The following is a 26,616-nucleotide window of genomic DNA, read 5'->3' on the forward strand; positions in this document are numbered from 1 at the left end:
CACCGCCATCGCGGGGTCCCACAGCACCAGCAGCACTACCGCGGTCCCGAGTGCCGGTAAGGCCGCCCGTTCCCGTCCGATCGCGAGAGCCAGCAGGCCGACCGCGCCCATGACGCCGGCCCGCAGCACGCTTGGCTCGGGCCCAGCGAGGACGACGAACCCCACCAGCGCGCCCATTGCTCCCGCGGCGGCACCCCGCGGTCCGACCCGCAAGACCCGTAGCAGCAACAGGACCGCGACGCACACGATGGCCAGGTTGGAGCCACTGACCGCCAGCAGGTGGGCGAGGCCGGCCGTCTTGAACTCCTGCTCGACCCGCCGGGACAGCTCGTCGGTGTCGCCCACCACGAGCCCGGGAAGGAGTCCAGCCGGCTCCGGGTCCAGCACGCCCGAGGCATCCCGCAACCCGGTCCGCAGCGACTGCGCGACGCGCTGCCACACGGCCGCCGTGGTCACGTCGTCCGGCGGCCCACGCACCCGCAGCACGGCGACGGCCAGCTCGTCCCGCCGCGTCGGCGCGAGCCGTCCCGTGGCGGTGACGTCCTGCCCGGGCAGCAGGACCGACCAGCGGTCCACAGGTGCGATCAGCACGACCCGCCCGTGCGACGGGACGGCCGCGCCCGCGACCACCGAGTCGCGCACCCGCGCCGGTACGACGACCGCCCGCACTCCGCCCCGCTGACCGCCGAACCCGGCGGAGAACACGGGCCGCGCGCGTTCGGTGACCGTCACCCGGAACACGCCCGACGCGCCGGCACTCGCGTGCTCCCGGAGCGGATCGCCGGCCGCCTCGCGCAGCCGTCCCGTGGTGGCCACACCGACCAGCAGCGCGCAGATCAGCAGCGACCACCCCACGCCGAGACGCCACCACCGCACCGGCTCCGGCCGGTGTCGCGCGGCCAGCAGCATGATCGCTCCGGCGGTGACCGCGGCGCCGCTTCCGATCGCGGTCCACCACCAGCCGGCGAGCAGGCCGAGCATCGTCGCGAGCCAGACCACGAGTGCCGCCGGCACGAGCCGCCAGTCCGGCGCCACGGTGAGGTCGAAATCGCGGACACTCACCGGGCCACCACCAGGTCCTTGAGCCTGGCGAACCTGGTCGGCCCGATGCCGTCGACCTCTTGCAGCTGATCCACGGACGCGAAGCGGCCGTGCCGGGTACGCCAGTCGAGGATCCCTTGCGCGGTCACCGGCCCCACCCCGGGCAGCGTGTCCAACGACGCGAGCGACGCCGAGTTGAGGTCGACAAGTCCGCCCCCCGGCTCGCCGGGCGCGGACACCCCGCCAGCCGGTTCGGCGTTCGGTGGGGTCGGCACGCCGACATAGATCTGCTCGCCGTCACCGAGCCGGCGGGCGAGGTTGAGGCCGCGGACGTTGACACCGGGCGCCGTCCCACCGGTCGCCTCGAGAGCGTCCGCCACCCGCGCGCCGTCCGGCAGCGTCACGAGCCCCGGCTTCGCCACGCGGCCGACCACGCTGATCACGATCGACCCGCCACCGGGCGCCGACGAGGTCGCACCCGATGCCCGGGACTCGCCGGCCGAGGCGGCCGGCAGTGCGGGTGGCACCTCGGGCGCGTCGTTCGAGCCCGACATCACGAGCCCGACCGCCACCGCGACGCCGAGCAGGACGGCGCCCGCGGCCGCGACGGCGGCCAGCCGCCACCGAGGACGTGCGTCGGCGGGAGCGGGCAGCCAGCGCTCGCGCAGCCGGTTGAGCCGCCCACGCCACCAGGGCTCGGCGGCCGGCGGCGGAGCACCGAGCAGCACACGCCCGGAGTCGCGTGGCGGCAGTGGATCCGGCTCGAGATCCGGCGGTTCCGCAGGGGTGTCGGATGGCAAGGGTCCGGCATCCGGCCACCACCCGGGGTCGGCGGCACCGCGCGGGGGTGCGTCGAGCGAGACGTCGAGCCAGGGCTGGTCGACCGGCAGCGCCGAGGTGTCCGCCGGCCGGTCGGCTCGGGCCTGGCTGATCAGACGGTCGAGCCGGTGGCGGGCGCGGACACCACGCCGGTCGCGTCGGGAGGTCGTGTCGATCACGCCTTCGACGCTATGCCCGGCCGCGCCCGGGTCGCGCCGGTTGACCCTCTGCTGTGGACAAACGCGTCGGCTGTGGACAACCGACGCGGTTCTCCCTTCAGTGACACGGAATTGTCGGTGGGAGGTGCGAATCTGATCGGTTCACCGATCGGTGGGACACACCACCACGCCGAGCACCCCGGGGCCGGTGTGTGCGCCGATGGCCGCGCCCAGCTCGGACACCACACAGCCCGACGCCGGGGAGATCTGCTCGTCGAGCAGCGTGGCGAGCTCCGCCGCACGCTCGTGCGCCCCCAGGTGATGCACCGCGAACTCGACGGCCGCCGCACCTGTCGCCGTCGCGGCCTCCCCGGCGAGGTCCACGAGGCGCAGCACTGCCCGATGCGTCGTCCGCACCTTCTCCAGCGGCACGATCCGGCCGTCCTCGACGTGCAGCAACGGTTTCACCGCGAGCGCGGTCCCGAGAAACGCCGCCGCCGACCCGATCCGACCGCCGCGCCGCAGGTACTCGAGGGTCTCCACCACGAAGTAGGCCGTCGTCCGCCCCGCCGCCTCGACCGCCACGTTCTCGACCACCGCGCCCGAGCCGCCGCCGATCGCCGCCGACGCCGCGCGCAGCACCGCGAACCCCAGCCCCATCACGGTGGTCCGCGAGTCCACCACCCGAATCCGGTCGACGCCAACCTCCTGCGCCGCCAGCCGGGCCGACTCCCACGTCCCCGACAGCTCGCGCGACAGGTGCACCGACACGATCCCGTCCGCGCCCTCGTCGAGCAGCCGCCGATACACCGCCACGAACTCGTCCGGGTTCGGCCGCGACGTCGTCACCGGCCGGCGGCTGGTGAGCGCGGCAGCGACCTCGGAAGGCCCGATGTCCACCCCGTCCAGCCCCGACCGGTCCTCGATCAGCACGTGCAGCGGCACGACGTGCACGGCGTGCCGGGCGGCGAAGCCGTCCGGCAGGTAGGCGCTGGAATCGGTGACCACGGCGACCGGCACGGTCGGTCAGCCTACGTGGTGCCCGTCCGGATTCCCCGCAAGTAACGGCGCGACGACGTCAGCCAGCGCCTTGCCGACCCGCTCGTGCGCCTCCCAGCCCCAGTGCATCCCGTCCGGGTTGCCGCGCCCGCTCAGCACGTGCTCGCGGACCAACTCCGCGAGGTCGACCAGCGGAACATCGACTCGCTCCCCCCAGGCCCGGATCGCCCGCGCGGCCTCCATCCGCCCGGTGTGCACGAGTCCGTAGGAGGCGGCCCGGTGCACCGGCGGCAGCACGCCCACCGCCGGGAGGTCTGGCCGCAGCGCCCGGATCGACCCGAGCGTCTTGTCGAGGTAGCGCACGGTCAGCTCGGCCCGCAGCGCCACCGGCCGGCCGCGGGTCATCCTGGCCAGCCACGGCTGGGCGGCCAGGTACTGGGTCCGCACGAACCGGCGCAGCGCGTCCGGCCGCAGGTAGCGCAGCCCCTCACGCAGGTAGGTGGGCAGCGGCGAGGGCAGGGTGTCCATGCTGCCCACGGCCAGGACCAGCACGTCCGCCTTGGGCAGCATCGACCACACCCGTGGATCGCCGGCGAGCGCCCAGAACGCGTCCCGCGCGGTCCATCCGGAACTCGCGAACAGCTCGGTGCGGCCACCGAGCGCGGCGGCCGCGACGTTGGGCCACAGTCGCTCGTCGTCGGCCGGGTAGGGACCGTCCGGGCCGTGGAAGCTCAGCGAGTCCCCGAACATCAGCAAGGTCGGCGCGCGCATCAGCTCAGCCGGTGATCCCGGCGTTGTACACCTGCAGCCGCCAGGCCAACCCGCTCGAACCGCGCCTGGCCAGCACGGTCCAGTGACAGTTGCCGATACCGCCCAGCTTCGCCCACGCGGTGATCGGCAGCTCCAGAAGATGCCCGGTCAGCGCCGTGATCAGGCCGCCGTGGGCGCAGAGCACGGCGGTCTCCTCGGCCGACTCGTCGAGGTCGGCCACCACCTCCGCGGCCCGGGCGGCGACCTCCAGCCGGGACTCGCCACCGGGCGGCGTCCACGTCGGGTCGGTCTGCCAGACCTGCCGCGAACCGGGCCACTGCTCGTCGACCTCCGCGCTCGTCATGCCCTGCCAGAGACCGAGGTTGGTCTCCCGCAGCCGCTTGTCCACCCGCAGCGGGACGCCGGTGGCCTCCGTGAACATGGTGGCGGTGTCCATGGCCCGCCGCAGGTCGGACGTGACCACGATGTCCGGCGAGAACCGGGCGAGCGCCGGCACCGCGAAGCGCGCCTGGTTGCGGCCGACATCGGTGAGAACGGAGTCCAGATGTCCTTGCATCCGGCCGGTCGCGTTGTAGTCGGTCTCGCCATGCCGCCACATCACGAGCCGGCTCAAGGTCACGTCGGCCTGCCGTCGTTGCCACCCGGCTCGGCGATGGCCGCGGCCGGGTCGAAATCGATCCGCGGGCAGTCCTTCCACAGCCGCTCCAAGCCGTAGAAAGCCCGCTCCTCCGCGTGCTGGACATGCACGACGACATCCACGAAGTCCAGCAGCACCCACCGACCCTCGCGGGCACCCTCGCGGCGCACCGGCTTGGTGCCGGCGTCGCGCATCTTCTCTTCGACGTTGTCGACGATCGCCCCGACCTGCCGCTCGTTGGGTGCCGACGCGATGACGAAACAGTCGGTGATCACCAGTTGCTCGGAGACATCGAGCACGATCACGTCGCTGGCCTTCTTGTCGGCCGCGGCGTTGGCGGCGACCAGTGCCAACTCGCGTGCGTCGTGCGTTGCGACCACGTCACTCCTCGATCGTCGAACCTGCCTGCAAGCCCTACGAGAGTACCCGGGTCCGCTCAGGTGACTAGGCGCTGTACAAGTTGCGTTTCGAGATGTACTGGACCACGCCGTCCGGCACCAGGTACCAGACGGGTTGACCGGCGGCGACCCGCGCGCGGCAGTCCGTCGACGAGATCGCCATCGCGGGCACGTCGACCAGGCTCACCGAGCCGCCGGGCAGATGATCGCCGCCGAGCCGGTAACCCGGCCTGGTCACGCCCACGAAGTGGGCCAGGGCGAACAGCTCGTCGGCCTGCCGCCACGACAGGATCTGCTCCAGCGCGTCCGCGCCGGTGATGAAGAACAGCTCGGCGTCCGGGTGCGCGGCCCGGAGGTCGTGGAGCGTGTCGATCGTGTAGGTGGTGCCACCTCGGTCGATGTCCGCCCGGCTCACCGAGAACCGCGGGTTGGAGGCGGTCGCGATCACGGTCATCAGGTACCGGTCCTCGGCCGCGCTCACGTCGCGATGGCTCTTCTGCCAGGGCCGGCAGGTCGGTACGAAGATCACCTCGTCGAGGTCGAAACCGGCCTGTACCTCGCTCGCCGCCACGAGGTGTCCGTTGTGCACGGGATCGAACGTGCCGCCCATGATCCCGATCCTCCGCCCTGACATAGCTGGTCAGCGTACGTGAGGCGGGCTCCGCGGGTCCCACGCGACGGACGAACCCGTGCGAATGGACCATTCGCACGGCGTGGCCGGGACGACCTCGGGGTGTTACCCCGTGCACTTGTGCTGATCTGCTCGTTCTTGCTCGTTGCGCCCTGTTGCGTCCGGACCCGACTCGACATCTGACGGCCTGTAGACGGCCTGGCCGCGATCTTGACCGGCGGCTTCGAGCGGGTGTTCCGGCCCCTGTCGGAGCCCTTGCCGTTGGCAGTCCTCCGCCGGGGGCTGTCGTGTGTCTGGAGGGGCTGGAGGATGCCTGTGGGTCGCCACGCCTGCGTGAGTGCATGGTGAGTCCACAGGACGAGCTGGTAGGGGCTGAGCGGCATGGTGCGTTCCTCCGGGATGTGCGGCCGACTTGATCAGGTTGAGCGAGACGGCGTCTGGTCGCCGCCGTTCCCCTCGCCCTGGCCGCAGTTAGCGCCGGGTCGTCGGTGTCAATGGTGGGCGCAGCCCATCGCGGAGCGACGCGAAGCGCCATTGATGCCGGCGGGCCGGTGTTAAACCATCAGGGACCTCGTGAGGGGCCGGCCTTCGTGACGCGCTGGTGCCATGCTGGCTCGTTGAGCAAGCCGCGGGTCAACGTAAGTGGGCGGCCGGCGGCCGTGAGCGGAGCGGCAGGCCGTCCGGCCGACGCGGCGCGCTTGCGCGCCGCTCTTGATACTCATAGAGCCGGATTCGGCAGCGTCTGAGCTGATCACACTGAGCTGATCACTGAGCTACGACTACGCAGCTACCGAGACAACGAGCTACCGCACGGCGCACCAACCCTGGCCCACGCCTGACTAACAGACGGCGAACCTGTTGACTCCAATTGGTTCAACTGACGCGAACGTTTGGTGGTCCTGGTGGCGCCCGCCGAACCAAGGATGACGTGCCCGCGGGATCCAGTCGTACATGAACCGGGAACAATCATCTGGCGAACGTTGGAGATCACCTGCCGGCGTTCTATAGTGTTATCAACGCTGTGCACTGGGGTTGGCTTCACAGAAAAGCTCGGTTCGGCTGCGAAGGAGCGAGCTGCTAGTCCGCGCCGAGCCTGCTAGCGGCATGCCCGATAAGCTCCAGCCTTGCTGACGCTGCCTGACGGCAAGGTCCGCGCCTCACGGAGGACACTATGGAGTTTGAGCTGGACGTGAACGTAATGATTGCTAGTGGCAAAAGCGGCATCGGCGTCGTCACGTGGCCAACATCGATGGTCTCCGATGACGCATGGGCAGCATCGTCAACATTAGTAATCGTGGAGGGGGCGAATGGTGCCTAGTAGTCGAACTTATCGCGCGGTCCCTAGGATAGCCGTCGTGCCCAAGTTCAAGCGGTATCTCAAGGCGCCCGAACGCGACAACGAGCGACCACCGATCGTCGTAGTCTACGGCCCACAGGGAATCGGAAAAACCACATTGTTGCGCCAGCTGGAAGAAAAGCTTGGCCAGCGAACACCCCGGGCGCTGGTAGAGTGCGAGCGGTACAGGAAAGATGATATACCCAAACTTCTCTCTGACATCAAACGTCAGTTGGGCAGATACTGCCCTGCTATCGGAAGGCTCCGATTTCGCCGTTTAGAAATAGGCCTAGTCGCTATTAGATCCCAATCTAGTAATGACGGAAGTTCGCGACTTGTCCAACGTAGACTAGTTGACTCGATCATCCGCGAGTTCTATGTGCACCCAAGAAATGCTGGCGACGCATTTGGCCGCCCTGCCGATGCAATTATGGACGGCGCACGGACATTACCGGAATTGTTTCAGACGCTACTGGGCTGGTTAATTGTGACGGCATCTCGTCTGCTAAGCCGAAGACTGCTGCTGTGGCTACTCCGTCGACCGATGAAATGGTGGGGTCATCGCGATCAGCAACTCCATGACAAAGCCGTCGACGTGCTCGAGGGTCTGAGCAACGGGTCGCGCGACAAGTGGTTGATAGAAGCACTTCTCGCAGACGTGCGCGCCGCGTTCAATCGGGGCCGACTTGCCAAGCCGGGTTGGTACAACGTTGTTGTGTTGCTCGATAACGCGGATACGGAAGTCGGTGACGCACTGCTGGGGCACTTACGCAGCTTGCGAAACGAATTGCAGATCGCCAATGTAGCAGCAGAACCGTTCCTAGTTGTGGTTACACGCCGCACAAAGCGGCACGGGGACTTTCTAGAGCAGCATCGCATTCCGGAGTTCACCGAACCGGAAATAGAATGGCTCACGAAGGATCTTCCGAATAATGTCGACCACAGGTTTACCAAGATCCTACATCAATTTACCTCGGGCTACCCGGCCACTGCCTCGGCCATTACGACGGCCGCCATCCACCATCCCGAGGCCGTAGTTGCCGGGCTTGACACGCTCCTGGCCGTGCATCTCGACGATGACGGAAAAACTGTCGAGCAGCAGGAGCTTGATAAACTGAGGAATATATTGCCGCGACTTAATGGCCGTCAACTGGACGAACTCGCCACGTGTGCGGTGGCCCGTACACAACAGGACGCCGACTGGCTGGCCAGGACCCATATAGGTAGCACCCACATCGACCCACAATTCCTTTCCGAGACTGGACTCTGGAATGAATTCGACCAGGCCGGGGCACACAAGGTTCTGCGCCGACTGTTATTACGTCGCTTGGGTAAAAGAAGCGTCGAGCCACCGGATCTTGATTGGCCGACCGTCTGCCGGTTGCTGAGTGACATGCACCGCGAACGCATCAATCTCGCCGATGAACTCTACTACTCGCTCGCCCATGGTGATTTCGACGCGGTCGTTCATCGGCTCGCCGTGCATCTGTCCGCACATGACCTCGAAATGCCCTGGCTCGAACTGCTGCAGTTCGTCACGACGGCGCCCCGTCAGAGCCAACACAATGCCCGGGATACCAGGTCGCCGTACGATCGGCAGGTCGATCTGGCCGGGGCCGTGGTCGACGACGGTGTGTTGCATCTTCGCCAGACGGCCCGACTGGTAGCTGGACTGTGGTTGGCGAATGATCCCAGCACGCCACCAAATCGCAGGGAACTACACGAGCAGATCGTTGCGGACTACAAGCAAATTGCCTCCGATGCGGACCGTCCGATGGACCTTCAAAACGAGGCTGAGCGACACAAGGCACTTGCGCACGACTGGTCGTAGCACGATACCGGAAGGAGGCCGCAGCCATGGCGCAACAAGATGAGATCCCAAAGCCGGAGCCAATGAAGAAGTGGGAACGGCGTCGCCGCTGGCGGATTCCGATTGTCGTCATACTAACCGCAGTGCTGATCGCCGTCGGTGTCCGCGTGCTCGAGCCGGTCATCCCCTGTGGGAGCGTCAACCCATACGCCGATCTACGCGATGTGGCAGGCGAGTGCGTCGGGGTCACCGACGGGTCTTATGAATTCGATCCGGAATTCCGAAACATCCAGGAAGCCATCAAGGCCGAGAACGACTGGGTGACCGAACGGCACGAAACGCGGGGCACGCCCGCAGTCAAGATCGCGTTGCTGTCGACCCTGACGACCACCGATACCAGCCCCCTTAACCAGGACCAGGTGCGCCACGGACTCGAGGGTGCCTATGTGGCACAGCACCGAGCGAACCGCACCCATGAACTGGGCGACCCGCAGCGCTTGATCCAGCTCATGCTGGCCAACGAGGGCAGCACCCAGCTGGGCTGGGAAGTGGCCGTGGACGAACTGGTCGACATGACCGACGACGACATACCCCTGGCAGTCGTGATGGGTCAAGGCATCAGTACCACTCGCACCACGGACGCAGCGCGGAAACTCTCCGCCGCGGGAATTCCGATGGTGACCGGAACGACGATGGCCGACGGCTTGGACAGCGCTCATATTCCCGGTCTGATCCGGGCAGCTCCAAGCAACACCGACGCCGCCACCGCTATACGTCATTACCTGGACAACCAACAGAAACTCAAGAGAGGAATCCTCGTCTACGACAGCGAAACGTCAGACACCTTCTCCACTACTTTAAGAGCTGCCTTTGAGGCTCAGCTAGCTGATTACATGGCCTCGTCCAAGCAACCTTTTCCCGGTGGCTCATTCGTACACGGCGGCCCGCGCGTTTTCGATCAGATCACACAGAACATCTGCCTAGCCAGGACGGACATGGTGTTCTTCGCTGGCCGCGCTCCCGACTTCGACGTGTTTCTCGAGTCGCTAGCCGAGCGACCATGCCGAGATGATCGGTTCATCACAGCTGTCTTTGTCGATCTCGGACCGAATCCGCGCGGCACCAAAGGAATTTCGCACCTTTTACGAATCGGAAACATGGCAGTTTTACATGCTACCGGCTACGATCCGGGGTGGCCGAGAGGCGAAGTCGAGGCGCCCGAGGGCTTCAAGAGATTCCACTCACATTTCAGCAGTCTCGTGGGTGGTGTTCCCGAAGCGCTTGATGACGGCTACGCTGTCACGAACCACGACGCCATGATCGCTGCCATCCGCGCCGTCCGAATCACCAACACATGGACGAACACTGCTCCTTCCCCAACGGATGTGCGCGAGCACCTGCTATTGCTCAACGGTCAGGAAGCGGTACCAGGAGCGACAGGAAAACTGGAGTTCAACGAGAACCGCGGCGGTAACCCAGGAGGCAAGCACGTACCCATCGTGCGCCTGCCGGATTCGAACGACCCCGAGCCAGCCGAACCTTACATCACCCCGACAACATAAGCCCAGATACCTAGCCAACTGCGCAGCCGAACTCCAGTCCCTGTCAGTTGTTCGAATCCGGAGAGAGTCGGAAATCGTAGCTCTTCATTTCGACGGAGATTTTGATTACGGTAGTCGGCGCTGGGCAAGCAGGTCAGGAAATTCCGTCTGAAGAACACAGAATTCATTCCCCCACGGATCTCGCATTACCCAGAAGTCGTGGCCTCGCTCGCGCTGGTGGTCCCAGCGGGTTGCGCCGAGGGTTTCGAGGCGGTGAACTTCGGCTTCTACGTCGTCGGTTTCGAGGTCGAGGTGCATCCGTTCCTTGCTAACCTTTGGGTCGACGGTGAGTTGGAGGAGTACACGTATCTCGGAGTCGGGTAAGCGGAGGCGGCGGTAGACTGTGCTGCTCGCCGGGTTGAGCGGTTCCTCTGTGGCTTCGAGGGCGGCGGACCAGAAGGCTGTGCCCTGGTCGAGGTCACCGACGTCGATGACGAAGTGGGCTACCCGGCTGACGTGCGGACTCATGGCTTGCCGGTGTCCACGAGGTCTTGAGCGACCTTGTTAGCCAGTTCCTCGGTGCGAGCGATGACACCCCACCCGGTGACTACGACGCCGTCGTAGCTCATGCCGGTCCAGCGGCCCCAGGCGTGCTCACCGTGCGGATGAAGCGCGAGGTACATTGTGCCCTTGGACCGCACGGCCCCTTCGGTTGATCGGTACCAGCCCATGAGGGCCTCGTTGTCCCATATGCGTAGTTCGCCGTGCCAGGTGTAGCTTCCCTCGGCCGGTGCCCTGACAGCGTCGAGCTGGAGCTGGTCTCCATGTTGACGGACCGTCAGCGTGTGGGTGTCGATGCGGGGCACATCGTCCTTCGATGTCTGCCAGGCGCACCACCAGTCGCCGGATAGGTCGAGGTCGTGACTGGCCACGTCGCTCGTGCTGGCTTGCCGAACCGGAGTGATCGCCGGCGGCGCCGGGGCGGGAGCTGGCGTACCAGGCTTCGGTACGAAATCGAGGCTCCCGCTGTACGGCTGGAACAGTTGCTCGACGCCCCAATCTGGGAACATTGCCTCCAGGACACGGCAATGCTGGGAATGCGGCATGTTGATGAGTTCGCCAGAGAGCCATCGATAGAACTGCGCCTTGCTTGGCTCCGTGGCCGCTAGCGTGCGGTCGAGCTTTCCGGCAACCTTTCGGTACTCGCGGGCAAACGAGCTGTACGCCTGGAGATGCCGCGCCTTCAAGAGCACCTTGAGCAGCGGAACCTCATGGCTTGCGTCGCTGTCACTGCTGGTCACGAGACGATACTAGCACATAAACGAGACAGAACGAGACTCACGGAGACAAGCTGAGGCTAAGCGGGACTGTTTTGGTGTCTCGACGAGACGCAAGATCGCCGACCGTGTACCTAGCTGCTCGATGTCCGGGCGGCAAAGATCGAGAAAGGTACACACGAAATGGCAATTCAACGGGGACATCGATTCCCGATCGAGTTCGCCGACGCGTTTCCGCAGGGGCTTGTGCTCATGGGCGAAATTGCACCGGACAACGAATACCAATCACGAGAGGACAGGGCAGCGGGTCGGCCGGTGCGTCAGCGGGTCGATGAGGTGACAGGCAAGCGGCAGTGGAAGGGCACGGTCACGGACCCGGATGAGCGCAACGCCAAGCGGGCCTCGTTCGAGGTGACGTTCCTGGCGGATGTGCAGCCGGTGCCGGCCACGTCTGAGGTGCTGCCGGGTGTGCGGCCGGTCGAGCTGGACGGGATGACCGCGGAGCCGCGCGTGGCCGGCAACGGCGAGTTCAAGTACCAGTCGTACGTGTTCCGGGCGACCGGCTTCAAGGCAGCCGGCACCGCTGCTGGCTCGGCAGGCGGGACGCGCACGGCGGGCAAGGGTTCCGATTCGACGAGCAAGGCCGCGTGAGGCACGAGATGAGTGCCGGGCGTGGTCGATCCGAGGGGCTGACCGGTGCGGCGTTGTGGCCGGCCGGTTGGCCTCTCGGCCCCACCTCGGCGGAAAGGCTCAGGTGTGGTGATGGTGTCGGAAAGGTTGGTTCGCAGGTGGGAGGCCGTGTACCGCGAGTACGGCTCGGCCTCGGAGAGGGTTACCACGGCCGAACCCGGCGACCGGGCGATCGCTCGGCACATGGCGCGGGCGTCGCAGGACGTCGCCGCGGTGTGGCGGGAGATGACAGCGGCGTCGGATCTGCCGTGGTGGATGGTGGCCGCGCTGGTCGCGGCGGCCCAGGCGTTCGAACAGCAGGCCAAGGACTGGACGGCGCGCGCCAAGCACCACGGTGGTGTAAACGGTTCGACTCGGCGACCGCACCCACAGGTCGTGCGTCCGACCGGCGCGCGAGTGATGGAGAGCGATCCGGGTGCGTGGACGCAATGAGCAAGACGAAGCGCCCGACGCCGGTCGAGTTAAAGCAGGCGCATGTCGTGTTGAGCCGCGAACGGCCGGCGCCAGAGGACGGACCCGACGTATGGCTGGCCTACTACAGGCGCAGTGCCGCCGTATACGCGGAGGTGGCCGAGATCGACCGCTGGCACCACCACGAGGCGCTGTACTGGTCGGCGCGGGAGGCACGCAAGGCGCGCGAGATCGAGGATCACCTGCGCAAGTCCACGCAGGGAGGTGCAAACCGCGATGCCTAGTGTGACGCTCCCCGCTGGCGGCCGGCAGGTCGTGGCGCCTTACATCACCGCGTGGAGCGAGGAAGACGGGCCGTCACACCCGCTGGTGGAGGTGCCCGGTGGTGGCATCGCGTATGTCGACGAGTCGATGGCCGATCGGGATGCGCGCGGGGTGTTGTGGTCGCGGCGCCCGTTCCGCCCGGGTGTGGGCCGACCCATGTTCGGCAAGGTGCACCCGGCGCGGCAACGGCGGGCCATGCGGCGGCTGCTGTGCCAGGTGTGCGCCGGACCGGCGGATCGGACCACGGACGGCGTGCTGTTCCTGCTGAAAGATCACCGGCAGGACTGGCCCGGCTGGCCGAACCGGATGGGAGTCACCGAGCCGCCCGTGTGCGTGCCGTGTGTGCGGTTGTCGGCGCGGGTGTGTCCGGCGCTGCGCCAGGGTGCGGCCCTGGTCCGAGCGGGCCGGTACGAGGTCGCTGGCGTGCATGGCGGCCTCTACACCGGCGGGCCTCGACCGCGTCCGGTTGGTGGGGTCACGGTGTCGTTCGACGACCCTGCCATTCGGTGGGTGCGGGCGGTGAGCCTGGTCCGCGAGCTGGGCGACTGCACCCTTCTCGAGCTCGACGAGCTGGCGGAGGTGGATCCATGCCCAAGCTGAACCGGGCGGTGATCCGCGCGTGGCTGGCCGAGCACAACTGGACGGTCCGCCGGCTCACCGCCGAGTGCAACCTGCTCGGTGAGGACACCTTTGCCGAAGGCACCGTGCGCAACGCGGTCAACGGCATCGACCCGATGCGTGAGGGCCGAATCCGGGTCATCTGCAAGGTCACTGCTCGGTACGGCGACGGCATCTCCTACGCGCGGCTGGTCACTGACGATGAGGTGAACACGGCCAGTTAGCAATCAGTAGTCCGAAGTAGACAAACACACGCGGGTCGTGTGGCGATGGCGCACGCCGTCATCCGCCGTGCTGATCACGTAGGCGCAGAAGCGGATTCCCAGGCTTCCCAACCTTTCCGCTCCTGCGCTGTCCACCCGGAGGTGAACAGTGAACAGGCTAGACCGTTCTGATACGGCCCCGCCAGACGGGGCAGCCAATCGAGTTCAACGTTGTGCGCGGTGCCAGCGGTTCGCGCGCCTGTGGCCAGGAGAGACCACTTGCGACCGCTGCAACGGGTTCCTCGCGCTGGAGTTCGTTCCTCGGCCGGGTGAGCGCCGATGAACACCCAGGCGGTCATGCACCTGCTCATGGTCGGCGGCGCGGTCGTCGTCGTGGTGTGGGTGCTCAACAAGATCGGTAAGGCACTCGCCGCGGTGCTGGAGGCGCTGGCGACGGTGGCCATGGTGCTGCTCGCGCTGTGGCTGGTGGTCAAGGCCGGCTACACGGTGGCGAAGGCCACGGTGACTCACTGGCGCACGACCCTCGGTCTGACCGTGGTCGGCGCGTTGGTGTGGTGGTGGGGCTGGCTCCCCGTCACTCTCCTGCTTGTCGCGGTGGCCGTGGGTTTGCTGGTGTGGCAGTGGCAGCACCACGAGTCGTTCGAGGGGTGGGCCGGCCGTTGGCTGCGGTCGTGGTGGCTGCGCTGGACCCTCTATGCCCGGCGGCTGCCGAAGTGGCTGCGGGCGTGCGGGCTGACCGTCCAGGATGCGGACCGGCCGATCGTGCTGACGGCGAACCCGTTGGGGCGCAACAAGATTCGGAGGCAGCCCAAACAGCGGGCGGACCAGGTGCCGCGTGTGCTCGGGGTGCGGTCTGGTGCGTCGTGGGATGAGGTGCGGGTGCGGCTCGTGCCGGGACAGAAGCCGGAGGACTTCGACGAAGCCGCCCGAGCACTGGCTGTGGCACGCGGAGTCGAGCGGTGCCAAGTGCGGGAACTGCGGCCGCGCGTGGTCTCGATCGACTTTCAGCGGCGGAACCTGCTCGCCGAGACCGTGTCGTGTCCCGAGCTGGCCGCCCTGGTCGACGTACCCGGCTCCGCGATCGATCTGCGCAAGGTGTGGAGCGGGCGCACCGACTACGGCACCGACTGGCATCAGTCCTTGGTCGGGTCGCACACGTTGCACGCCGGCGTGACGGGCGCGGGGAAGGGTGCGCAGATGTGGTGCCCACTGGTCTCGATCGCCCCGGCCATCCGCGACGGCCTGGTCCGGCTGTCCGGGATCGATCCGAAGGGGATGGAGCTGGCCTACGGGCGGCGTCTCTTCGCCCGGTATGCGGTCACGGGCAAGGATGCGCTCGCGCTGCTCGATGACCTGATCGACGGGGCGGACAAGCGCAAGCGTGAGTTCGCCGGGCGGCTGCGCACGGTGCCGATCTCGCGGGACAACCCGTTGGAGATAGTCGAGTTCGACGAGATCGGCGCACTCATCCGCTACATCGGCGACCGCAAACTCCGCGAGCAGATCACCGAGCGGGTAGCACTGCTGACCACGCAGGGCCGGGCGCTGGGCTACACGGTGCGCGGCTACGTCCAGGAACCCACAAAGGACACCGTGCCGGTGCGCGAGCTTTTCCCGCGTCGCATCTGCCTGCGCGTGGCGGCCAAGCCGCACGTCGGCATGGTGCTCGGCGACCAAGCGTACGACCGGGGTGCATGGGCGAACCGGATCGGCGAATCCGAACCCGGCGTGGGCTACCTGTTCGGCGAAGGCATCCGCGAACCCCTCCGCATCCGGGGCGGCTGGGTGCCCGACGAAACCATCAAGCAACTCGAAACCTTTGTCACAGCCGGGGTTCCCGACGGCATGGGCTCGGTCCATCCACTTCGGACAGATCACCTCCACGCGCCGCGCGATGCCGCCTGAGCCCCCAAACGAAAGGACTACTCACTATGACCACGAACATTCTTGCCAGGACCTCCACTGTTGGCTCGATGCTCAGCGCGTTCCGCGCACACGTGCGTGACCGGGTCTTGCCGGCTCCGGTGTCGCTGAGCTTCGAAGCGTCCGTTCGGGAGATCTGGCTCCAACCCGAGGGCGGCGCCGACCTGGTTCAGCACCTCGGCAACGTTCTGCTGTGGGCCTACACGCTCGCCGACGTGACCGCCACGTGGCAGCACACCACCGACGGTCGGCTCCACGTCTCGATCCTCGGTCGCACGGCCAGCGGCGTCCGCATGAAGGTCTACGGCGGCGGCTCTTTCACCGACTGCCAGGGCCTCGTGCCACTGGCCACCGGTCAGGCCGAAGGCGTGTCCATCGACGAACTGTTCACCTTGCTGGACCTCCTCCGACATGGACAGCACGAACGGGAGGTGGCCTAGATGAACGAACACCAGACCCGCGCAGCGCGGATGCAACAACCCCTCGCCACGGACGTCATCGCCGCAACCGCCGAACAGCACGGCGTCTGTGTCCGCCCGTTCGCGATGGAGGTCGGGGACCTCGACACCGGGGAACTGCGCTACATCCCCATACCGTGCGGGTCCACGGTGGAGTCGCAGTGTGGGCCGTGCGCACGCAAGGCGCGAGCGTTGCGGATGGCGCAGTGCCGAGAGGGCTGGCACCTCACCGAGGAACCCGACTTCGTCCCGGACGAGCCCTCGGCGGATCACACCGCGCTGCTCGAGCTGCGCGCGGACCTCGTGGCCGCCTACCAGGAGGCGTCGACGGCCGGTGCGGGTGAGGCTGACGAGTTGCTCGACGAAATCCGCTCCGTCGACGCCGAACTTCGGCAACTCGGCATGCGCGGCCGATTGCCGTCGCCCGAGGGGCCCGGCAGGCGGACGGTGAAGCGATCGACGAAGCGGCGGCAGGACGCGCCGGAGCTGCCCCGGCGGCGGGTCGAGAACCGCACTCTTGGGCGGGAGTTCGCCGGTCGGTACCGGCCGTCCATGTTCGTCACGCTCACCTGCGACAGCTACGGGCGGGTCCGGGATGACGGCACGCCGGTCGACCCGCGCGCGTATGACTACCGGCGGGCGGCTCGGGATGCGGTGCACTTCGCCGCGCTCGTGGACCGGTGGTGGCAGAACCTGCGGCGGGTCGTGGGCTGGGACGTGCAGTATTTCGCCACCGTCGAACCGCAGAAGCGGGTAGCGCCGCATCTGCACGCCGCGATCCGGGGCAGCGTGCCGCATGAGGTGCTGCGGCAGGTCACCGCAGCCACCTACCACCAAGTCTGGTGGCCAGCGCATGAAGAGCTGGTCTACGCCGGGGACCGGGTTCCGGTGTGGGAGGAAGGCCGATTCGTCGACCCTGACAGCCGCCGTCCACTGCCGACCTGGGATGAGGCGCTCGACGAGGCGGGGGAGCCGGCGCACGTCGTGACCTTCGGGCAGCAGGTGCACTCCAAGGGCATCCTCGGCGGCTCGGAGGAAGCCGGGCGGCACATCGGCTATCTCACGAAGTACCTCACCAAGAGCACGGGTGAGGTGATCGAGGCAGCCACCGACCGGCAACGCACCCACCATGACCGACTACACGACGAGCTGCGCATCACGCCGTGCTCGCCGCGCTGTGCAGTATGGCTGCTCTACGGCATCCAACCGCTCGGTGTGAACGCGCGCACGCACCCGGGACGGTGCAAGTCCCGGGCACATCGGCGCACAACGCTCGGGCTCCCGGGCCGGCGGGTGCTGGTGTCGCGGAAGTGGTCGGGCAAGACGCTCGCCGACCACCGCGCCGACCGCAAGGCGTTCGTCATGGCCGCACTGGCTGAGGTCGGCATCAGCAAGCCTGAACCGGACCGGTCACGGCTGGTGTGGCAGAAGGTTCAGCCTGGCGACCCGCATCAGCCGCCCAGAGATCACCTGCTCATGCACGCGATCGCAGAGCGGATCAAGTGGAGAGCCGAGTACGACAAGGCCCTACTCGCGGCCGGCAGACCACCCCCAGATCCTTTGGCAACTCGACCGGCAGCGGCCTGAGGGGGTGGGCACATGACCAACAACCACATGTTCACCCCCTTATGGGACACCGACGATGTCGCGGCATTCCTCAAGGTGCCCGCCAAGACGGTCCGTGAATGGCGGCACAAGGAAGAAGGTCCTCGCTATTCACGGCTCGGAAAACACGTGCGCTACCTGGCGAGCGACGTCATGGAATGGGTGCGCAACCAAAGTCAACTAGACGCGGCGTAAGGAGGACGATCAACAATGGCAGGACACGTGGAGGACCGCTGGTGGCGAGACAAGACCACCGACACCGGAGAAGTCGTTCTCAACGAGAAGGGCAAACCGGTACGCGAGAAGACCGACCTGTATGGGAAGGGTCTGCGGTACCGAGTCCGCTACTACGTCAACCGAAGAGAGAGGTCCAAGAGCTTCCCAGACGGCAAACTCGGGCGAGCGAAAGCGTTCCTGGCCAAGGTGCAGACTGACGCGCTCACGGGTACATACGTAGACCCTGACGCCGGGAAGGTGCGGCTGCGTGCGTACGTCGCTGACTACCTAAAGGGAGGCTCAGACGATCCAGGGACTCAACAAACGCTTCAGTCGAAACTTGAACGAATGGTGTTCGACTTCTTTGGCGACTGCGATCTCGTAGAGATCACCCGTGATCGCGTACGCGAATGGCTGGGCTGGATGCAGACACGGGGCGGCAAGAGACTGTTCTCAGCCACATACCGCGCGTCAATGTTTGATTTGCTCTCATCCATCCTGAGTGCAGCAGTAGACGACGGAAAGATCTCGGAAAACCCGTGCAGGGCGAAGTCAATCAAACGGCCAAAGCCGGTGATCCGCAAGGTTGTGCCCTGGGAGGACGAGAAGCTATGGAGGATAGAGGACGCGTTGCCGCACCCCTACAAGATCGTTGCGCACCTTGGTGCTGGCCTCGGCCTGCGACAAATGGAAGCGTTCGGATTCAGCCCTGACGACATCGACCGGCGTAAGCGCGAGGCACACATTGTTCGGCAAGTCCGATGGATCAACGGTCAACCGACATTCGCTCCTCCCAAGCGCGGCAAGACGCGCATAGTGCCCCTCGGTGAGAGGCTGGAACGATCAATTGATCACTACGTGGACGAGTACGAACCACTCGTCGTTACCCTTCCCTGGGTACACCCAGCCGGCGAGCTGGTCTCTGCGAGGCTGTTGATCAACAAGGCCGTCGACGGCATCCGGCGACGCATACTCCAGAACCCCCATTCCGCCCGGCTCTGGCAAGCGCAGACCTTCCACTCCGACATCTGGGTACCAGCGTTCACAGCAGCCGGGCTCACGTACGTCAAGCATCAGGATGGCACCCATGCGCTACGCCACTACTACGCGTCGACCCTGCTTGAACAAGGCGTGTCGATCAAGGCACTCTCTGAGTACCTCGGTCACTCCAACCCGGCCTTCACCCTCAAGGTGTACACGCACCTGATGCCCTCCAGCCACGAGAGCGCCCGTCGAGCGTCAGACAAGATCTTCAAGCCCCGAGTGATCCCCGGCGCCGCGTAGGCCGCGTCGTGACCTGCTGAGACGGCCTGAGGACGGCCTACCAAGGTCACCAACTCCATACTCGCAGGTCAGCGCAGAAGTACGAGCGAATGGACCATTCGCACGGGTTCCTCCTGGCCGTTGTCGGCGCCATGCGCCAGTGTGGAGGTGTGGACCAGCAAGCCCTCAGAAACTCAGCCGAACAACACCTCCGCGCTCTCGCCGGCGACGGCGCCGCGCTCCGCGAGGACCAGTGGACCGCCATCGAGGCCCTGGTCGTCGACCGCAGGCGGGCGCTTGTCGTGCAGCGCACCGGGTGGGGGAAGTCAGCCGTCTACTTCGTCGCGACAGCACTGTTAAGGGCGCTGGGCCAGGGCCCGACGGTGATCGTCTCCCCGCTGCTCGCGTTGATGCGCAACCAGATCGAGGCGGCGGGCCGGGCCGGCGTGCAGGCGGCCACGATCAACTCGGCCAACATCGACCAGTGGCACGAGGTGCAGGAGGACGTCCTCGCCGGGCGCACCGACGTGCTGCTGGTCAGCCCGGAACGGCTCAACAACCCGGAGTTTCGCGACACCGTGCTGCCGGAGCTCACCGCGTCCGCCGGCATGCTGGTGGTCGACGAGGCGCACTGCATCTCGGACTGGGGTCATGACTTCCGGCCCGACTACCGCAGGCTGCGCACGCTGCTGGGCGAGCTGCCGGCGGGTGTGCCGGTTCTGGCGACCACGGCCACCGCCAACGACCGGGTCGTGCGGGACGTCGCCGACCAGCTCGACCTCGGCGCCCGCGACACCCTGGTGCTGCGTGGCGAGCTGGACCGGGAGAGCCTGCACCTGGGTGTGCTGCACCTGCCGACCGCGCAGGCCCGCTTCGCCTGGCTCGCGGAGAGCCTCGACAAGCTGCCCGGGTCCGGGATCATCTACACGCTCACGGTCGCCGCGGCGAACGACGTTTCCGCGTTCCTGCGAGGGCAGGGTTTCTCCGTGACCTCGTACTCCGGCAAGACCGATCCGACCGCCCGGGAGCACATCGAGCAGGACCTGCTCGCCAACCGGATCAAGGCGGTCGCCGCGACATCGGCCCTGGGCATGGGTTTCGACAAGCCGGACCTCGGCTTCGTGATCCATCTCGGCGCACCACCCTCGCCGATCGCGTACTACCAGCAGATCGGCCGCGCCGGCCGTGGCGTGGATCGGGCGGACGTACTGCTCCTGCCCGGCACGGAGGACCAGGACATCTGGGCCTACTTCGCATCGCTGGCATTCCCGCCCGAGCGCGTTGTGCGCCAGGTGCTCGACGTGCTGGCCGAGGCCGACCGACCACTGTCCACGGTGGCCATCGAGCCGCGGTGCGACCTGTCCCGTAGCCGACTGGACATGGTGCTGAAGGTGCTCGACGTCGACGGCGCCGTGCACCGGGTGAAGGGCGGCTGGGTCGCCACCGGCCGAGGTTGGGACTACGACGAGGAACGGTACGTCGGCATCGCGGGCGCACGGCGATCCGAACAGCGGGCGATGCTCGAGTACCAGCGCACCGGCAAGTGCCGGATGGAGTACCTGCTCCTCCAACTCGACGATCCGCACGCGGCGCCGTGCGGCCGGTGCGACAACTGTGCCGGACCCCGGTGGAGCGCGGAGGTGTCGGGGGAAGCGGTCACCAAGGCCCGGGAGCGTTTACGAAGGCCAGGGGTCGACGTGGAGCCGCGCCGTATGTGGCCAAGCGGGATGGCCGCGCTCGACGTTCCGCTTTCCGGCAAGCTCGGCGCCGGTGAGCTGGCCGAACCGGGGCGTGCGCTCGGCCGTCTCACGGACATCGGCTGGGGCAACCGGTTACGCGAGCTGTTCGCGCCGGGAGCCGCGGCCGATGGCCCGGTGCCGGACGACGTGGTCGACGGCTGCGTCGCGGTGCTCGCCTCGTGGGGCTGGCAGGAGCGCCCGGTCGGCGTGATCTCGATGGGCTCGGTCACCCGGCCGAAGCTGGTGGCGGGCCTCGCCGAACGGATCTCCACGATCGGCAGGTTGCCGCTGTTGGGCGAGCTCGACGTGCGCGACGCCGGCGAGCGACAGGCCAACAGCGCCCGCCGCCTGGCACAGGTCTGGCGTGCTGTGCGAGTGGGCGCGTCACTGGCCGACCGCTTATCCACTGTGGACGGTCCGGTGCTGCTCGTGGACGACCGGGTGGACACGGGCTGGACGGCGACCGTGGCGGCGAAGCTCCTCCGCGACGCGGGCGCCCCGGCCGTGCTCCCGTTCGCACTGGCCACCACAACCTGACCCGACCACCCGTGCTCCGGCGTGGCGAGGTCCTGCTCGCGACGTCGGAGCGGCGGGGTGAGTGTGGTGGCGGATCACCGGCTGACGGTGAACGACACCCTGAAAGGGGCCGTCCGAAAGGGGGCCGCCCAACCACTGCCGCAGCCACGAAACGGGCGCGGTCCCGCGGGTAGGTCGTGTCGACCAGCCGCGAACCGGTGTCACTTGTTCCCCAGTTCGCTGAAGACCTTTCGCTTGAGAGGAGGTATCACCGAGAACAGTCGCAGAGCCGCCTTGAACGCCGAGCGGCCGGCGCGGTTCGCGGAGACAGCCTGCTCCGCGCTGCGCAACGACGTCCGGACGGCCGCGAAGCCGTAGTCGATCATCTGGGTCTCGTAGTCACGGATCCCGGTGAGGAGATCCGTGTCGCCACGGGCCGCGGCGATCAGGTTGCTGGCGAGGAGCTGCGCATCGCGCAGCGCGGTGTTGGCGCCGATGCCGCGGAACGGGGTCATGCTGTGGATCGCGTCGCCGAGAAGCGTGATCGTCGTCGTCTCCCACTGCGGGACCGGGACCGAGGTGCGGATCGGCAGCAGCGACACGCTCCGCGCCGGCGACTCGGCGATGAGCCGACGCAAGGACGGGTGCCAGCCGTTGACCAGGCGGCCGACCAGGTCGCGCAGCCCTTCACCATCCATAGTGGACAGCTCGGCCTCGTCGTGCCGGAACCGGTCGCCGTTGGCGGCGTAGGCCCACATGACGTAGCTGCCGGTGTTGTCGAACAGCACGGCGTCCTCGGTGGCGGTCTCGTCGTTGCCACCGATGCCGTCAGCTGTCGGCGCGTGGTCGGCGTCGAGTTCGTGCGGGGCGACGAACATGCCGCAGCCGGCGGGCGGGATCACGTTGTTCGGACCGGTGACCAGCCGGGTCGGCAACCGCCGCCTGGTCTCCTCGGTGAGCGGGTACTTGCCCGCGATCGCGCGGATGCCCGTGTCGATCCGCTCGGCATGCGGCAGGTACTGGCCGCGCACGCGCGAGTTGGCACCGTCGGCACCGACGAGCACGTCGGCGGTGGCGGTGGTGCCGTCGGCGAAGTACAGGGTCACCGAGCCGTCGTCGGCCCGCTCGTACCGCTCGAACTCCTTGCCGAGGTGCAGCACGCCATCCAGGCCGGCGGACAGTACCTGGTGAAGCGTGATGCGGCTGACCGAGTGGTGCGCGGTGACCGGATCCCGCTCGGCGCCCGAGGTGAGCTCGTCCTCGACCAGCAGGAGGTCCTGGAGCTGCTCTGTGACGAAACCGAACGAGTTGCCCGACGTGCCACAGGTGGCCTCGAACGCCTGCCACAGCTCGGCCGGCAAGCACTCGTGGAGTGCCTGTGCGCCGTGTGGGTTGATGTGCACCCGGTAGCCCTGGAGGCGGTCGGTCCGCAGCCGGCCGCGCTCGTACACCGACACCTCGACACCGGCCCTGTGCAGCGCCTGCGCAAGGCACAACCCACCGGTGCCACCGCCGACGATCGCTACGCGGAAACGCTTGGACATTGCTCGACCTCCCATCTCGACGAACCAGACAGGAGCAATAATCATCCATTCAGTTGATTAAGTCAACCGTTAGATTGAAATTGTCATCCATCGCGTTGATCGTCTACTGTGACCACATGACGACCGGCCGGAACCCGCGCCGCACCCCAGGCCCCGGCGAGCGGCAGCGCGACCCCGAGCGCACTCGCGCACGGATCCTCGAAGCAGCGAAGGCCGAGTTCGGCGCCAAGGGGTTCGCCGGTGCCAGGGTCAGCGACATCGCCGAACGGGCGGGCGTGAACAAACAGCTGATCTCGTACTACTTCGGTGGGAAGGAGGGGCTCTACGCAGAGCTGAACAACCAGTGGCAGCAGGTGAGCGCACAGCTGTCCAGTGCCGACCTGCCGCTCGACGAGGTGGTTGCCGGGTACACCATGAGCACGTTGCACGACCGGGACGGAGCGCGCCTGATGGCCTGGGCGAACCTGTCCCCGGGCGACGCCCCGCCGGACACCGGTCAGGAAAGCGGGTTCCTCCAGGCACAGGTCGCCGACCTCCGGCGCCGCCAGGAGGCGGGTGAGCTACCGGCGGACCTGGACCCGGCGTGCCTGCTGCTGGCCCTGTTCGCCGCCGCGAGCGCGACGGTCACGCTGCCGCGCATCGCAAGTGCCATCCATGGAGCGCAGGCCGAGTCCGACGAGTTCACGCGGTACTACGCCGACCAGCTCGCGCGGCTGGTCCGCCACCTCGGCGGCGGCCAGACATAGACGGCGGTCGGCAAGATCAGCGGTCGACAGTGGCCACGAGGGCGGCGGGAATCGCCGGCCCGTCTCGGACGGGCGCGGCCAACCCCGGTCAGACAGGCTCGGGGACCGGTCCAGCTTGGTGGCGACCGGTCGACGCGACGGCCGGATGTGAGCGGCGGGACCGGGGCGCGTCGAGTGGTGGCGGCGGTCAGGCGCAGGCGTGATCGGTGACCGTGAAGCGGCCGGTGTGCGGTGGGCGTTGAGCGTGGACGTCGGGCGTGGACGTCGGGCATGGACGTCGGCGTGGACCCCGGTCAAAGGCGGAGCGGAACCAGGTCGTCGGCGTGCACGACCTCCCGTCGGTGTTCCGGGGCCAGGTCGTGGGTCTTGCGGCCGATCAGGGTCGGCAGCTCCGCCGCGTCGAAGGCGACCACACCCCTGGCCACCGTGCGGTCGGCGGCATCCGCCAGCTCGACCACGTCACCGGCGTCGAAGTCGCCGGTGACCGCCGTGATGCCGGCCGCCAGCAGGGAACGGCGGCGGCCCACCACGGCCGCGACCGCGCCGTCGTCCAGGTGCAGGCGGCCCGTGGGGTTGGCGGCATACGCGAGCCAGAAGCGCCGCGGTGTCAACCGGCGGGCGCCCGCCGCGAACGCCGTGCCCACCTGGGCCGGGCCCAGGGCCCCCGCGGCATCGGACGCCGCGGCGATCAGCACCGGAACGCCGGCCGTCGACGCCAGTCGGGCCGATGCCAGCTTCGAGGCCATGCCGCCACTGCCCAGGTCGGAGGTCTGCTCGTCGGCCCGAACATGGTCCACATCGGACTCGTGGATCACGTCGGTGATGCGGGTGGCATTGCCGCGGCGAGGGTCACCGTCGTACAGACCATCCACATCGGACAGCAGGACCAGGGCGTCGGCGCCTACGAGGTAGGCGACGAGTGCGGCCAGGCGGTCGTTGTCGCCGAAGCGGATCTCCTCCGTGGCAACGGTGTCGTTCTCGTTCACGACCGGGACCACGCCCAGGGCCAGCAGCCTGGACAGGGTCCGCTGCGCGTTGCGGTAGTGCGCGCGGCGAACCACGTCGTCCGAGGTGAGCAGGACCTGGCCGACGTTCAGGCCGTACCGCGCGAAGGACGCCACGTACGCGTGGCCGAGAGCGAGCTGACCGACGCTCGCGGACGCCTGCTGGGTGGCGAGGTCCCGCGGCCGGCGGGTGAGCCCCAGCGGCGCCAGGCCGGACGCGATGGCACCCGAGGAGACCAGCACGATCTGGCTGCCCGCGTGCCGCCGCGAGGCGAGGGCGTCCACGAGCGCGTCGAGGCGTGCGGGGTCGAGACCACCCGACGCGGTGGTCAGCGACGACGAGCCGACCTTGACCACGACCCGCCGGGCCGCGGCGATCCGGGCCCGGGTGTCGGACAGGACGGCGACCTGGTCATTCACGACGACTGCTCGGTAGACGCGGGATCGGACGGGGACTCGCGGCGGGCCCGCTTGGCCGCCTTGCGTTCCGCGGCCCCGACCCGGGCATCGCGATCCAGCCGTGGGTCGTCGCCGCGCTCCTGGAACTGCACGGCCACGCCCGCGGGGGTCGAGGGCTCCCAGTCGAACGTCACGTCCCCGATGGTGACCGGACAACCGGTCTTCGCGCCCGCCTCGGCCAGCGCCTGTTCCACGCCGAGGCGCGCGAGGCGGTCGGCGAGATAGCCCACCGCCTCGTTGTTGCCGAACGCGGTCTGGCGGACCCACCGCTCCGGACGCTCGCCGCGGACGATGAACGCGCCAGGCTCCTCCGGGTCCTCGACCACCGTGAAGCCCGCCTCGTCCACCGCCGGCGGGCGGAGCACGATCCGCGACGCGTCCAGGGGCGGCCGCGCGGCCCGGTCCTCCTCGACGACCTTGGCCAGCGCGAACGACAGTTCGCGCAACCCCTCCCGGCTCGCCGTCGACACCGTGAACACGGGCAGCCCGCGTGCCGACAGGTCCGGCTCCACGAGGTCCGCGAGCTCGCGCGCGTCGGGCACGTCGACCTTGTTCAGCACGATCACCCGAGGCCGGGACGCGAGGCTTCCGCCGAGCCCCGGCGTGTAGCGGGCGAGCTCCGCCTCCAGCGCGTCCACATCGGACAGCGGGTCGCGGTCGGGCTCGTAGGTGGCGCAGTCGACCACGTGCACCAGCACGGAACAGCGCTCGATGTGCCGCAGGAAGTCCAGGCCGAGCCCCTTGCCCTGCGACGCGCCCGGGATCAGGCCCGGCACGTCGGCGATCGTGTACGTCAACTCGCCCGCGGTGACCACGCCCAGGTTCGGCACCAGCGTCGTGAACGGGTACTCCGCGATCTTCGGCCGCGCCGAGGAGAGCACCGAGATCAGCGACGACTTGCCCGCGGACGGGAAGCCCACCAGCCCGACGTCGGCGACCGACCGCAGCTCGAGTACCAGGTCACGCGCCTCACCCGGCTCGCCGAGCAGCGCGAAACCCGGCGCCTTGCGGGCCTTCGACGCCAGCGCCGCGTTGCCCAGCCCGCCACGGCCACCTCGTGCGGCCACGAACCGGGTGCCGTTGCCGGTGAGGTCGGCGAGCACCTCGCCGTCCTCCGTGAGCACGACCGTGCCGTCCGGCACCCGCAGCTCGAGCGGCTCGCCCGCGGCGCCGTCGCGGTTGCTGCCCTGGCCCTGCCTGCCGTTCGACGCCCGCGCGTGCGGCCGGAAGTGGAAGTCGAGCAGCGTGTGCACGCCGGAGTCGACGGCGAGCACGACGTCGCCGCCGTTGCCGCCGTTGCCGCCGTCCGGGCCACCGAGCGGCTTGAACTTCTCGCGGTGCACCGAGGCGCACCCGTTGCCGCCGTTGCCCGCGGACACGTGGATCACCACGCGGTCGACGAATCGGGACACAGAAACCTTCCAGACATACACAAGGGGCGGGCCGCGGTTCCGCCGG

26 protein-coding genes are annotated in these 26,616 nt (G+C 67.9%); 14 read left to right on the forward strand and 12 right to left on the reverse strand.

Annotated features, from left to right (window positions below):
- The 7 genes from ACRDTB_RS05725 to nadD form a co-directional block, all read right to left on the reverse strand.
- On the reverse strand, positions 1 to 1,062 hold a 1,062-nt coding region (locus ACRDTB_RS05725), incomplete at its 3' end, for a ComEC/Rec2 family competence protein (RefSeq protein ID WP_431428896.1).
- Positions 1,059 to 2,039, reverse strand: a complete 981-nt coding sequence (locus ACRDTB_RS05730; protein WP_431428897.1) for a helix-hairpin-helix domain-containing protein — start codon at positions 2,037 to 2,039, stop codon at positions 1,059 to 1,061. The genes ACRDTB_RS05730 and ACRDTB_RS05725, both read right to left, overlap by 4 nt.
- A gap of 141 nt (positions 2,040 to 2,180) precedes the next feature.
- Positions 2,181 to 3,038 (reverse strand): DegV family protein, encoded by an 858-nt coding sequence (locus tag ACRDTB_RS05735; protein ID WP_431428898.1) that lies wholly within the window; start codon positions 3,036 to 3,038, stop codon positions 2,181 to 2,183.
- Positions 3,039 to 3,044: 6 nt separating this feature from the next.
- A complete protein-coding gene (gene octT, locus ACRDTB_RS05740; RefSeq protein ID WP_431428899.1) occupies positions 3,045 to 3,788 on the reverse strand; it encodes a diglucosylglycerate octanoyltransferase in 744 nt (247 codons plus the stop codon).
- A 4-nt stretch (positions 3,789 to 3,792) separates the two neighbouring features.
- A complete protein-coding gene (locus ACRDTB_RS05745; protein ID WP_431428900.1) occupies positions 3,793 to 4,407 on the reverse strand; it encodes a histidine phosphatase family protein in 615 nt (204 codons plus the stop codon).
- On the reverse strand, positions 4,404 to 4,805 hold the full coding sequence (gene rsfS / locus ACRDTB_RS05750; protein WP_431428901.1) for a ribosome silencing factor: 402 nt from the start codon (positions 4,803 to 4,805) through the stop codon (positions 4,404 to 4,406). The genes ACRDTB_RS05745 and rsfS overlap by 4 nt, the downstream gene beginning before the upstream one ends.
- Before the next feature lie 64 nt (positions 4,806 to 4,869).
- Entirely contained in the window at positions 4,870 to 5,457 is a 588-nt protein-coding gene (gene nadD, locus ACRDTB_RS05755) for a nicotinate-nucleotide adenylyltransferase (RefSeq protein ID WP_431428902.1), read from the reverse strand.
- A gap of 1,352 nt (positions 5,458 to 6,809) precedes the next feature.
- On the opposite strand from nadD, the gene ACRDTB_RS05760 reads away from it, so the two are divergent.
- A complete protein-coding gene (locus ACRDTB_RS05760) occupies positions 6,810 to 8,621 on the forward strand; it encodes an AAA family ATPase (protein WP_431428903.1) in 1,812 nt (603 codons plus the stop codon).
- A 26-nt stretch (positions 8,622 to 8,647) separates the two neighbouring features.
- Entirely contained in the window at positions 8,648 to 10,162 is a 1,515-nt protein-coding gene (locus tag ACRDTB_RS05765) for an ABC transporter substrate-binding protein (RefSeq protein ID WP_431428904.1), read from the forward strand.
- Between the two features lie 105 nt (positions 10,163 to 10,267).
- Here ACRDTB_RS05765 and ACRDTB_RS05770 read toward each other — a convergent pair whose 3' ends face one another.
- Positions 10,268 to 10,669 carry a VOC family protein gene (locus ACRDTB_RS05770; protein ID WP_431428905.1) on the reverse strand — a complete coding sequence of 134 codons (402 nt, stop codon included), beginning with the start codon at positions 10,667 to 10,669 and terminating at the stop codon, positions 10,268 to 10,270.
- Entirely contained in the window at positions 10,666 to 11,442 is a 777-nt protein-coding gene (locus tag ACRDTB_RS05775) for a hypothetical protein (RefSeq protein WP_431428906.1), read from the reverse strand. The genes ACRDTB_RS05770 and ACRDTB_RS05775 overlap by 4 nt, the downstream gene beginning before the upstream one ends.
- A gap of 159 nt (positions 11,443 to 11,601) precedes the next feature.
- Here ACRDTB_RS05775 and ACRDTB_RS05780 point away from each other — a divergent pair, with 159 nt between their 5' ends.
- From ACRDTB_RS05780 to ACRDTB_RS05830, 11 genes are all read left to right on the forward strand, one after another.
- Complete coding sequence (locus tag ACRDTB_RS05780; RefSeq protein WP_431428907.1) at positions 11,602 to 12,069, forward strand: hypothetical protein; 468 nt, start codon at positions 11,602 to 11,604, stop codon at positions 12,067 to 12,069.
- A 147-nt stretch (positions 12,070 to 12,216) separates the two neighbouring features.
- The gene (locus tag ACRDTB_RS05785) at positions 12,217 to 12,540 is read left to right on the forward strand and encodes a hypothetical protein (protein WP_431428908.1); all 324 of its coding nucleotides are present in this window, start codon (positions 12,217 to 12,219) and stop codon (positions 12,538 to 12,540) included.
- Positions 12,537 to 12,803 carry an AMED_5909 family protein gene (locus tag ACRDTB_RS05790; protein WP_431428909.1) on the forward strand — a complete coding sequence of 89 codons (267 nt, stop codon included), beginning with the start codon at positions 12,537 to 12,539 and terminating at the stop codon, positions 12,801 to 12,803. Before ACRDTB_RS05785 ends, ACRDTB_RS05790 begins: the two co-directional genes overlap by 4 nt.
- Entirely contained in the window at positions 12,796 to 13,443 is a 648-nt protein-coding gene (locus ACRDTB_RS05795) for a hypothetical protein (RefSeq protein ID WP_431428910.1), read from the forward strand. The genes ACRDTB_RS05790 and ACRDTB_RS05795 overlap by 8 nt, the downstream gene beginning before the upstream one ends.
- A complete protein-coding gene (locus ACRDTB_RS05800) occupies positions 13,431 to 13,685 on the forward strand; it encodes a hypothetical protein (protein ID WP_431428911.1) in 255 nt (84 codons plus the stop codon). Before ACRDTB_RS05795 ends, ACRDTB_RS05800 begins: the two co-directional genes overlap by 13 nt.
- A gap of 318 nt (positions 13,686 to 14,003) precedes the next feature.
- Positions 14,004 to 15,590, forward strand: a complete 1,587-nt coding sequence (locus ACRDTB_RS05805; protein ID WP_431428912.1) for a cell division protein FtsK — start codon at positions 14,004 to 14,006, stop codon at positions 15,588 to 15,590.
- 26 nt (positions 15,591 to 15,616) lie between these two features.
- Positions 15,617 to 16,048 carry a hypothetical protein gene (locus ACRDTB_RS05810; protein WP_431428914.1) on the forward strand — a complete coding sequence of 144 codons (432 nt, stop codon included), beginning with the start codon at positions 15,617 to 15,619 and terminating at the stop codon, positions 16,046 to 16,048.
- Positions 16,049 to 17,653: a replication initiator gene (locus tag ACRDTB_RS05815; protein WP_431428915.1), complete on the forward strand. Its 1,605-nt coding sequence runs from the start codon at positions 16,049 to 16,051 to the stop codon at positions 17,651 to 17,653.
- 12 nt (positions 17,654 to 17,665) lie between these two features.
- Positions 17,666 to 17,866, forward strand: a complete 201-nt coding sequence (locus ACRDTB_RS05820; RefSeq protein WP_431428916.1) for a helix-turn-helix domain-containing protein — start codon at positions 17,666 to 17,668, stop codon at positions 17,864 to 17,866.
- Positions 17,867 to 17,881: 15 nt separating this feature from the next.
- A complete protein-coding gene (locus tag ACRDTB_RS05825; protein WP_431428918.1) occupies positions 17,882 to 19,171 on the forward strand; it encodes a tyrosine-type recombinase/integrase in 1,290 nt (429 codons plus the stop codon).
- 149 nt (positions 19,172 to 19,320) lie between these two features.
- On the forward strand, positions 19,321 to 21,426 hold the full coding sequence (locus ACRDTB_RS05830) for a RecQ family ATP-dependent DNA helicase (protein ID WP_431428920.1): 2,106 nt from the start codon (positions 19,321 to 19,323) through the stop codon (positions 21,424 to 21,426).
- Positions 21,427 to 21,626: 200 nt separating this feature from the next.
- On the opposite strand, the gene ACRDTB_RS05835 is transcribed toward ACRDTB_RS05830, so the two are convergent.
- Positions 21,627 to 22,949 carry an FAD-dependent oxidoreductase gene (locus ACRDTB_RS05835; RefSeq protein WP_431428921.1) on the reverse strand — a complete coding sequence of 441 codons (1,323 nt, stop codon included), beginning with the start codon at positions 22,947 to 22,949 and terminating at the stop codon, positions 21,627 to 21,629.
- Positions 22,950 to 23,065: 116 nt separating this feature from the next.
- Between ACRDTB_RS05835 and ACRDTB_RS05840 the strand changes: the two genes are divergently transcribed.
- Complete coding sequence (locus tag ACRDTB_RS05840) at positions 23,066 to 23,695, forward strand: TetR/AcrR family transcriptional regulator (protein ID WP_431428922.1); 630 nt, start codon at positions 23,066 to 23,068, stop codon at positions 23,693 to 23,695.
- Between the two features lie 293 nt (positions 23,696 to 23,988).
- Here the strand turns inward: ACRDTB_RS05840 and proB are convergent, their stop codons facing one another.
- Together proB and obgE are read right to left on the reverse strand one after the other, a co-directional pair.
- On the reverse strand, positions 23,989 to 25,098 hold the full coding sequence (gene proB / locus ACRDTB_RS05845; protein WP_431428988.1) for a glutamate 5-kinase: 1,110 nt from the start codon (positions 25,096 to 25,098) through the stop codon (positions 23,989 to 23,991).
- Between the two features lie 17 nt (positions 25,099 to 25,115).
- Entirely contained in the window at positions 25,116 to 26,570 is a 1,455-nt protein-coding gene (gene obgE, locus ACRDTB_RS05850) for a GTPase ObgE (RefSeq protein ID WP_431428923.1), read from the reverse strand.
- Positions 26,571 to 26,616 lie beyond the last annotated feature (46 nt).

The organism is Actinophytocola sp. (assembly GCF_050699935.1).
In the GTDB taxonomy this organism is placed as follows: Bacteria; Actinomycetota; Actinomycetes; order Mycobacteriales; family Pseudonocardiaceae; genus Actinophytocola.

What these genes read in the sequence shown, in the direction of transcription:
- octT (WP_431428899.1), bottom strand. Translation starts at nt 3,788, where the DNA reads ATGCGCGCGCCGACCTTGCTGATGTTCGGGGACTCGCTGAGCTTCCAC.
- ACRDTB_RS05835 (WP_431428921.1), bottom strand. Translation starts at nt 22,949, where the DNA reads ATGTCCAAGCGTTTCCGCGTAGCGATCGTCGGCGGTGGCACCGGTGGG.
- ACRDTB_RS05820 (WP_431428916.1), top strand. Translation starts at nt 17,666, where the DNA reads ATGACCAACAACCACATGTTCACCCCCTTATGGGACACCGACGATGTC.
- ACRDTB_RS05780 (WP_431428907.1), top strand. Translation starts at nt 11,602, where the DNA reads ATGGCAATTCAACGGGGACATCGATTCCCGATCGAGTTCGCCGACGCG.
- ACRDTB_RS05840 (WP_431428922.1), top strand. Translation starts at nt 23,066, where the DNA reads ATGACGACCGGCCGGAACCCGCGCCGCACCCCAGGCCCCGGCGAGCGG.
- ACRDTB_RS05810 (WP_431428914.1), top strand. Translation starts at nt 15,617, where the DNA reads ATGACCACGAACATTCTTGCCAGGACCTCCACTGTTGGCTCGATGCTC.
- ACRDTB_RS05815 (WP_431428915.1), top strand. Translation starts at nt 16,049, where the DNA reads ATGAACGAACACCAGACCCGCGCAGCGCGGATGCAACAACCCCTCGCC.
- ACRDTB_RS05805 (WP_431428912.1), top strand. Translation starts at nt 14,004, where the DNA reads ATGAACACCCAGGCGGTCATGCACCTGCTCATGGTCGGCGGCGCGGTC.
- ACRDTB_RS05795 (WP_431428910.1), top strand. Translation starts at nt 12,796, where the DNA reads ATGCCTAGTGTGACGCTCCCCGCTGGCGGCCGGCAGGTCGTGGCGCCT.
- nadD (WP_431428902.1), bottom strand. Translation starts at nt 5,457, where the DNA reads ATGTCAGGGCGGAGGATCGGGATCATGGGCGGCACGTTCGATCCCGTG.
- ACRDTB_RS05800 (WP_431428911.1), top strand. Translation starts at nt 13,431, where the DNA reads ATGCCCAAGCTGAACCGGGCGGTGATCCGCGCGTGGCTGGCCGAGCAC.
- ACRDTB_RS05770 (WP_431428905.1), bottom strand. Translation starts at nt 10,669, where the DNA reads ATGAGTCCGCACGTCAGCCGGGTAGCCCACTTCGTCATCGACGTCGGT.
- ACRDTB_RS05765 (WP_431428904.1), top strand. Translation starts at nt 8,648, where the DNA reads ATGGCGCAACAAGATGAGATCCCAAAGCCGGAGCCAATGAAGAAGTGG.
- ACRDTB_RS05790 (WP_431428909.1), top strand. Translation starts at nt 12,537, where the DNA reads ATGAGCAAGACGAAGCGCCCGACGCCGGTCGAGTTAAAGCAGGCGCAT.
- ACRDTB_RS05825 (WP_431428918.1), top strand. Translation starts at nt 17,882, where the DNA reads ATGGCAGGACACGTGGAGGACCGCTGGTGGCGAGACAAGACCACCGAC.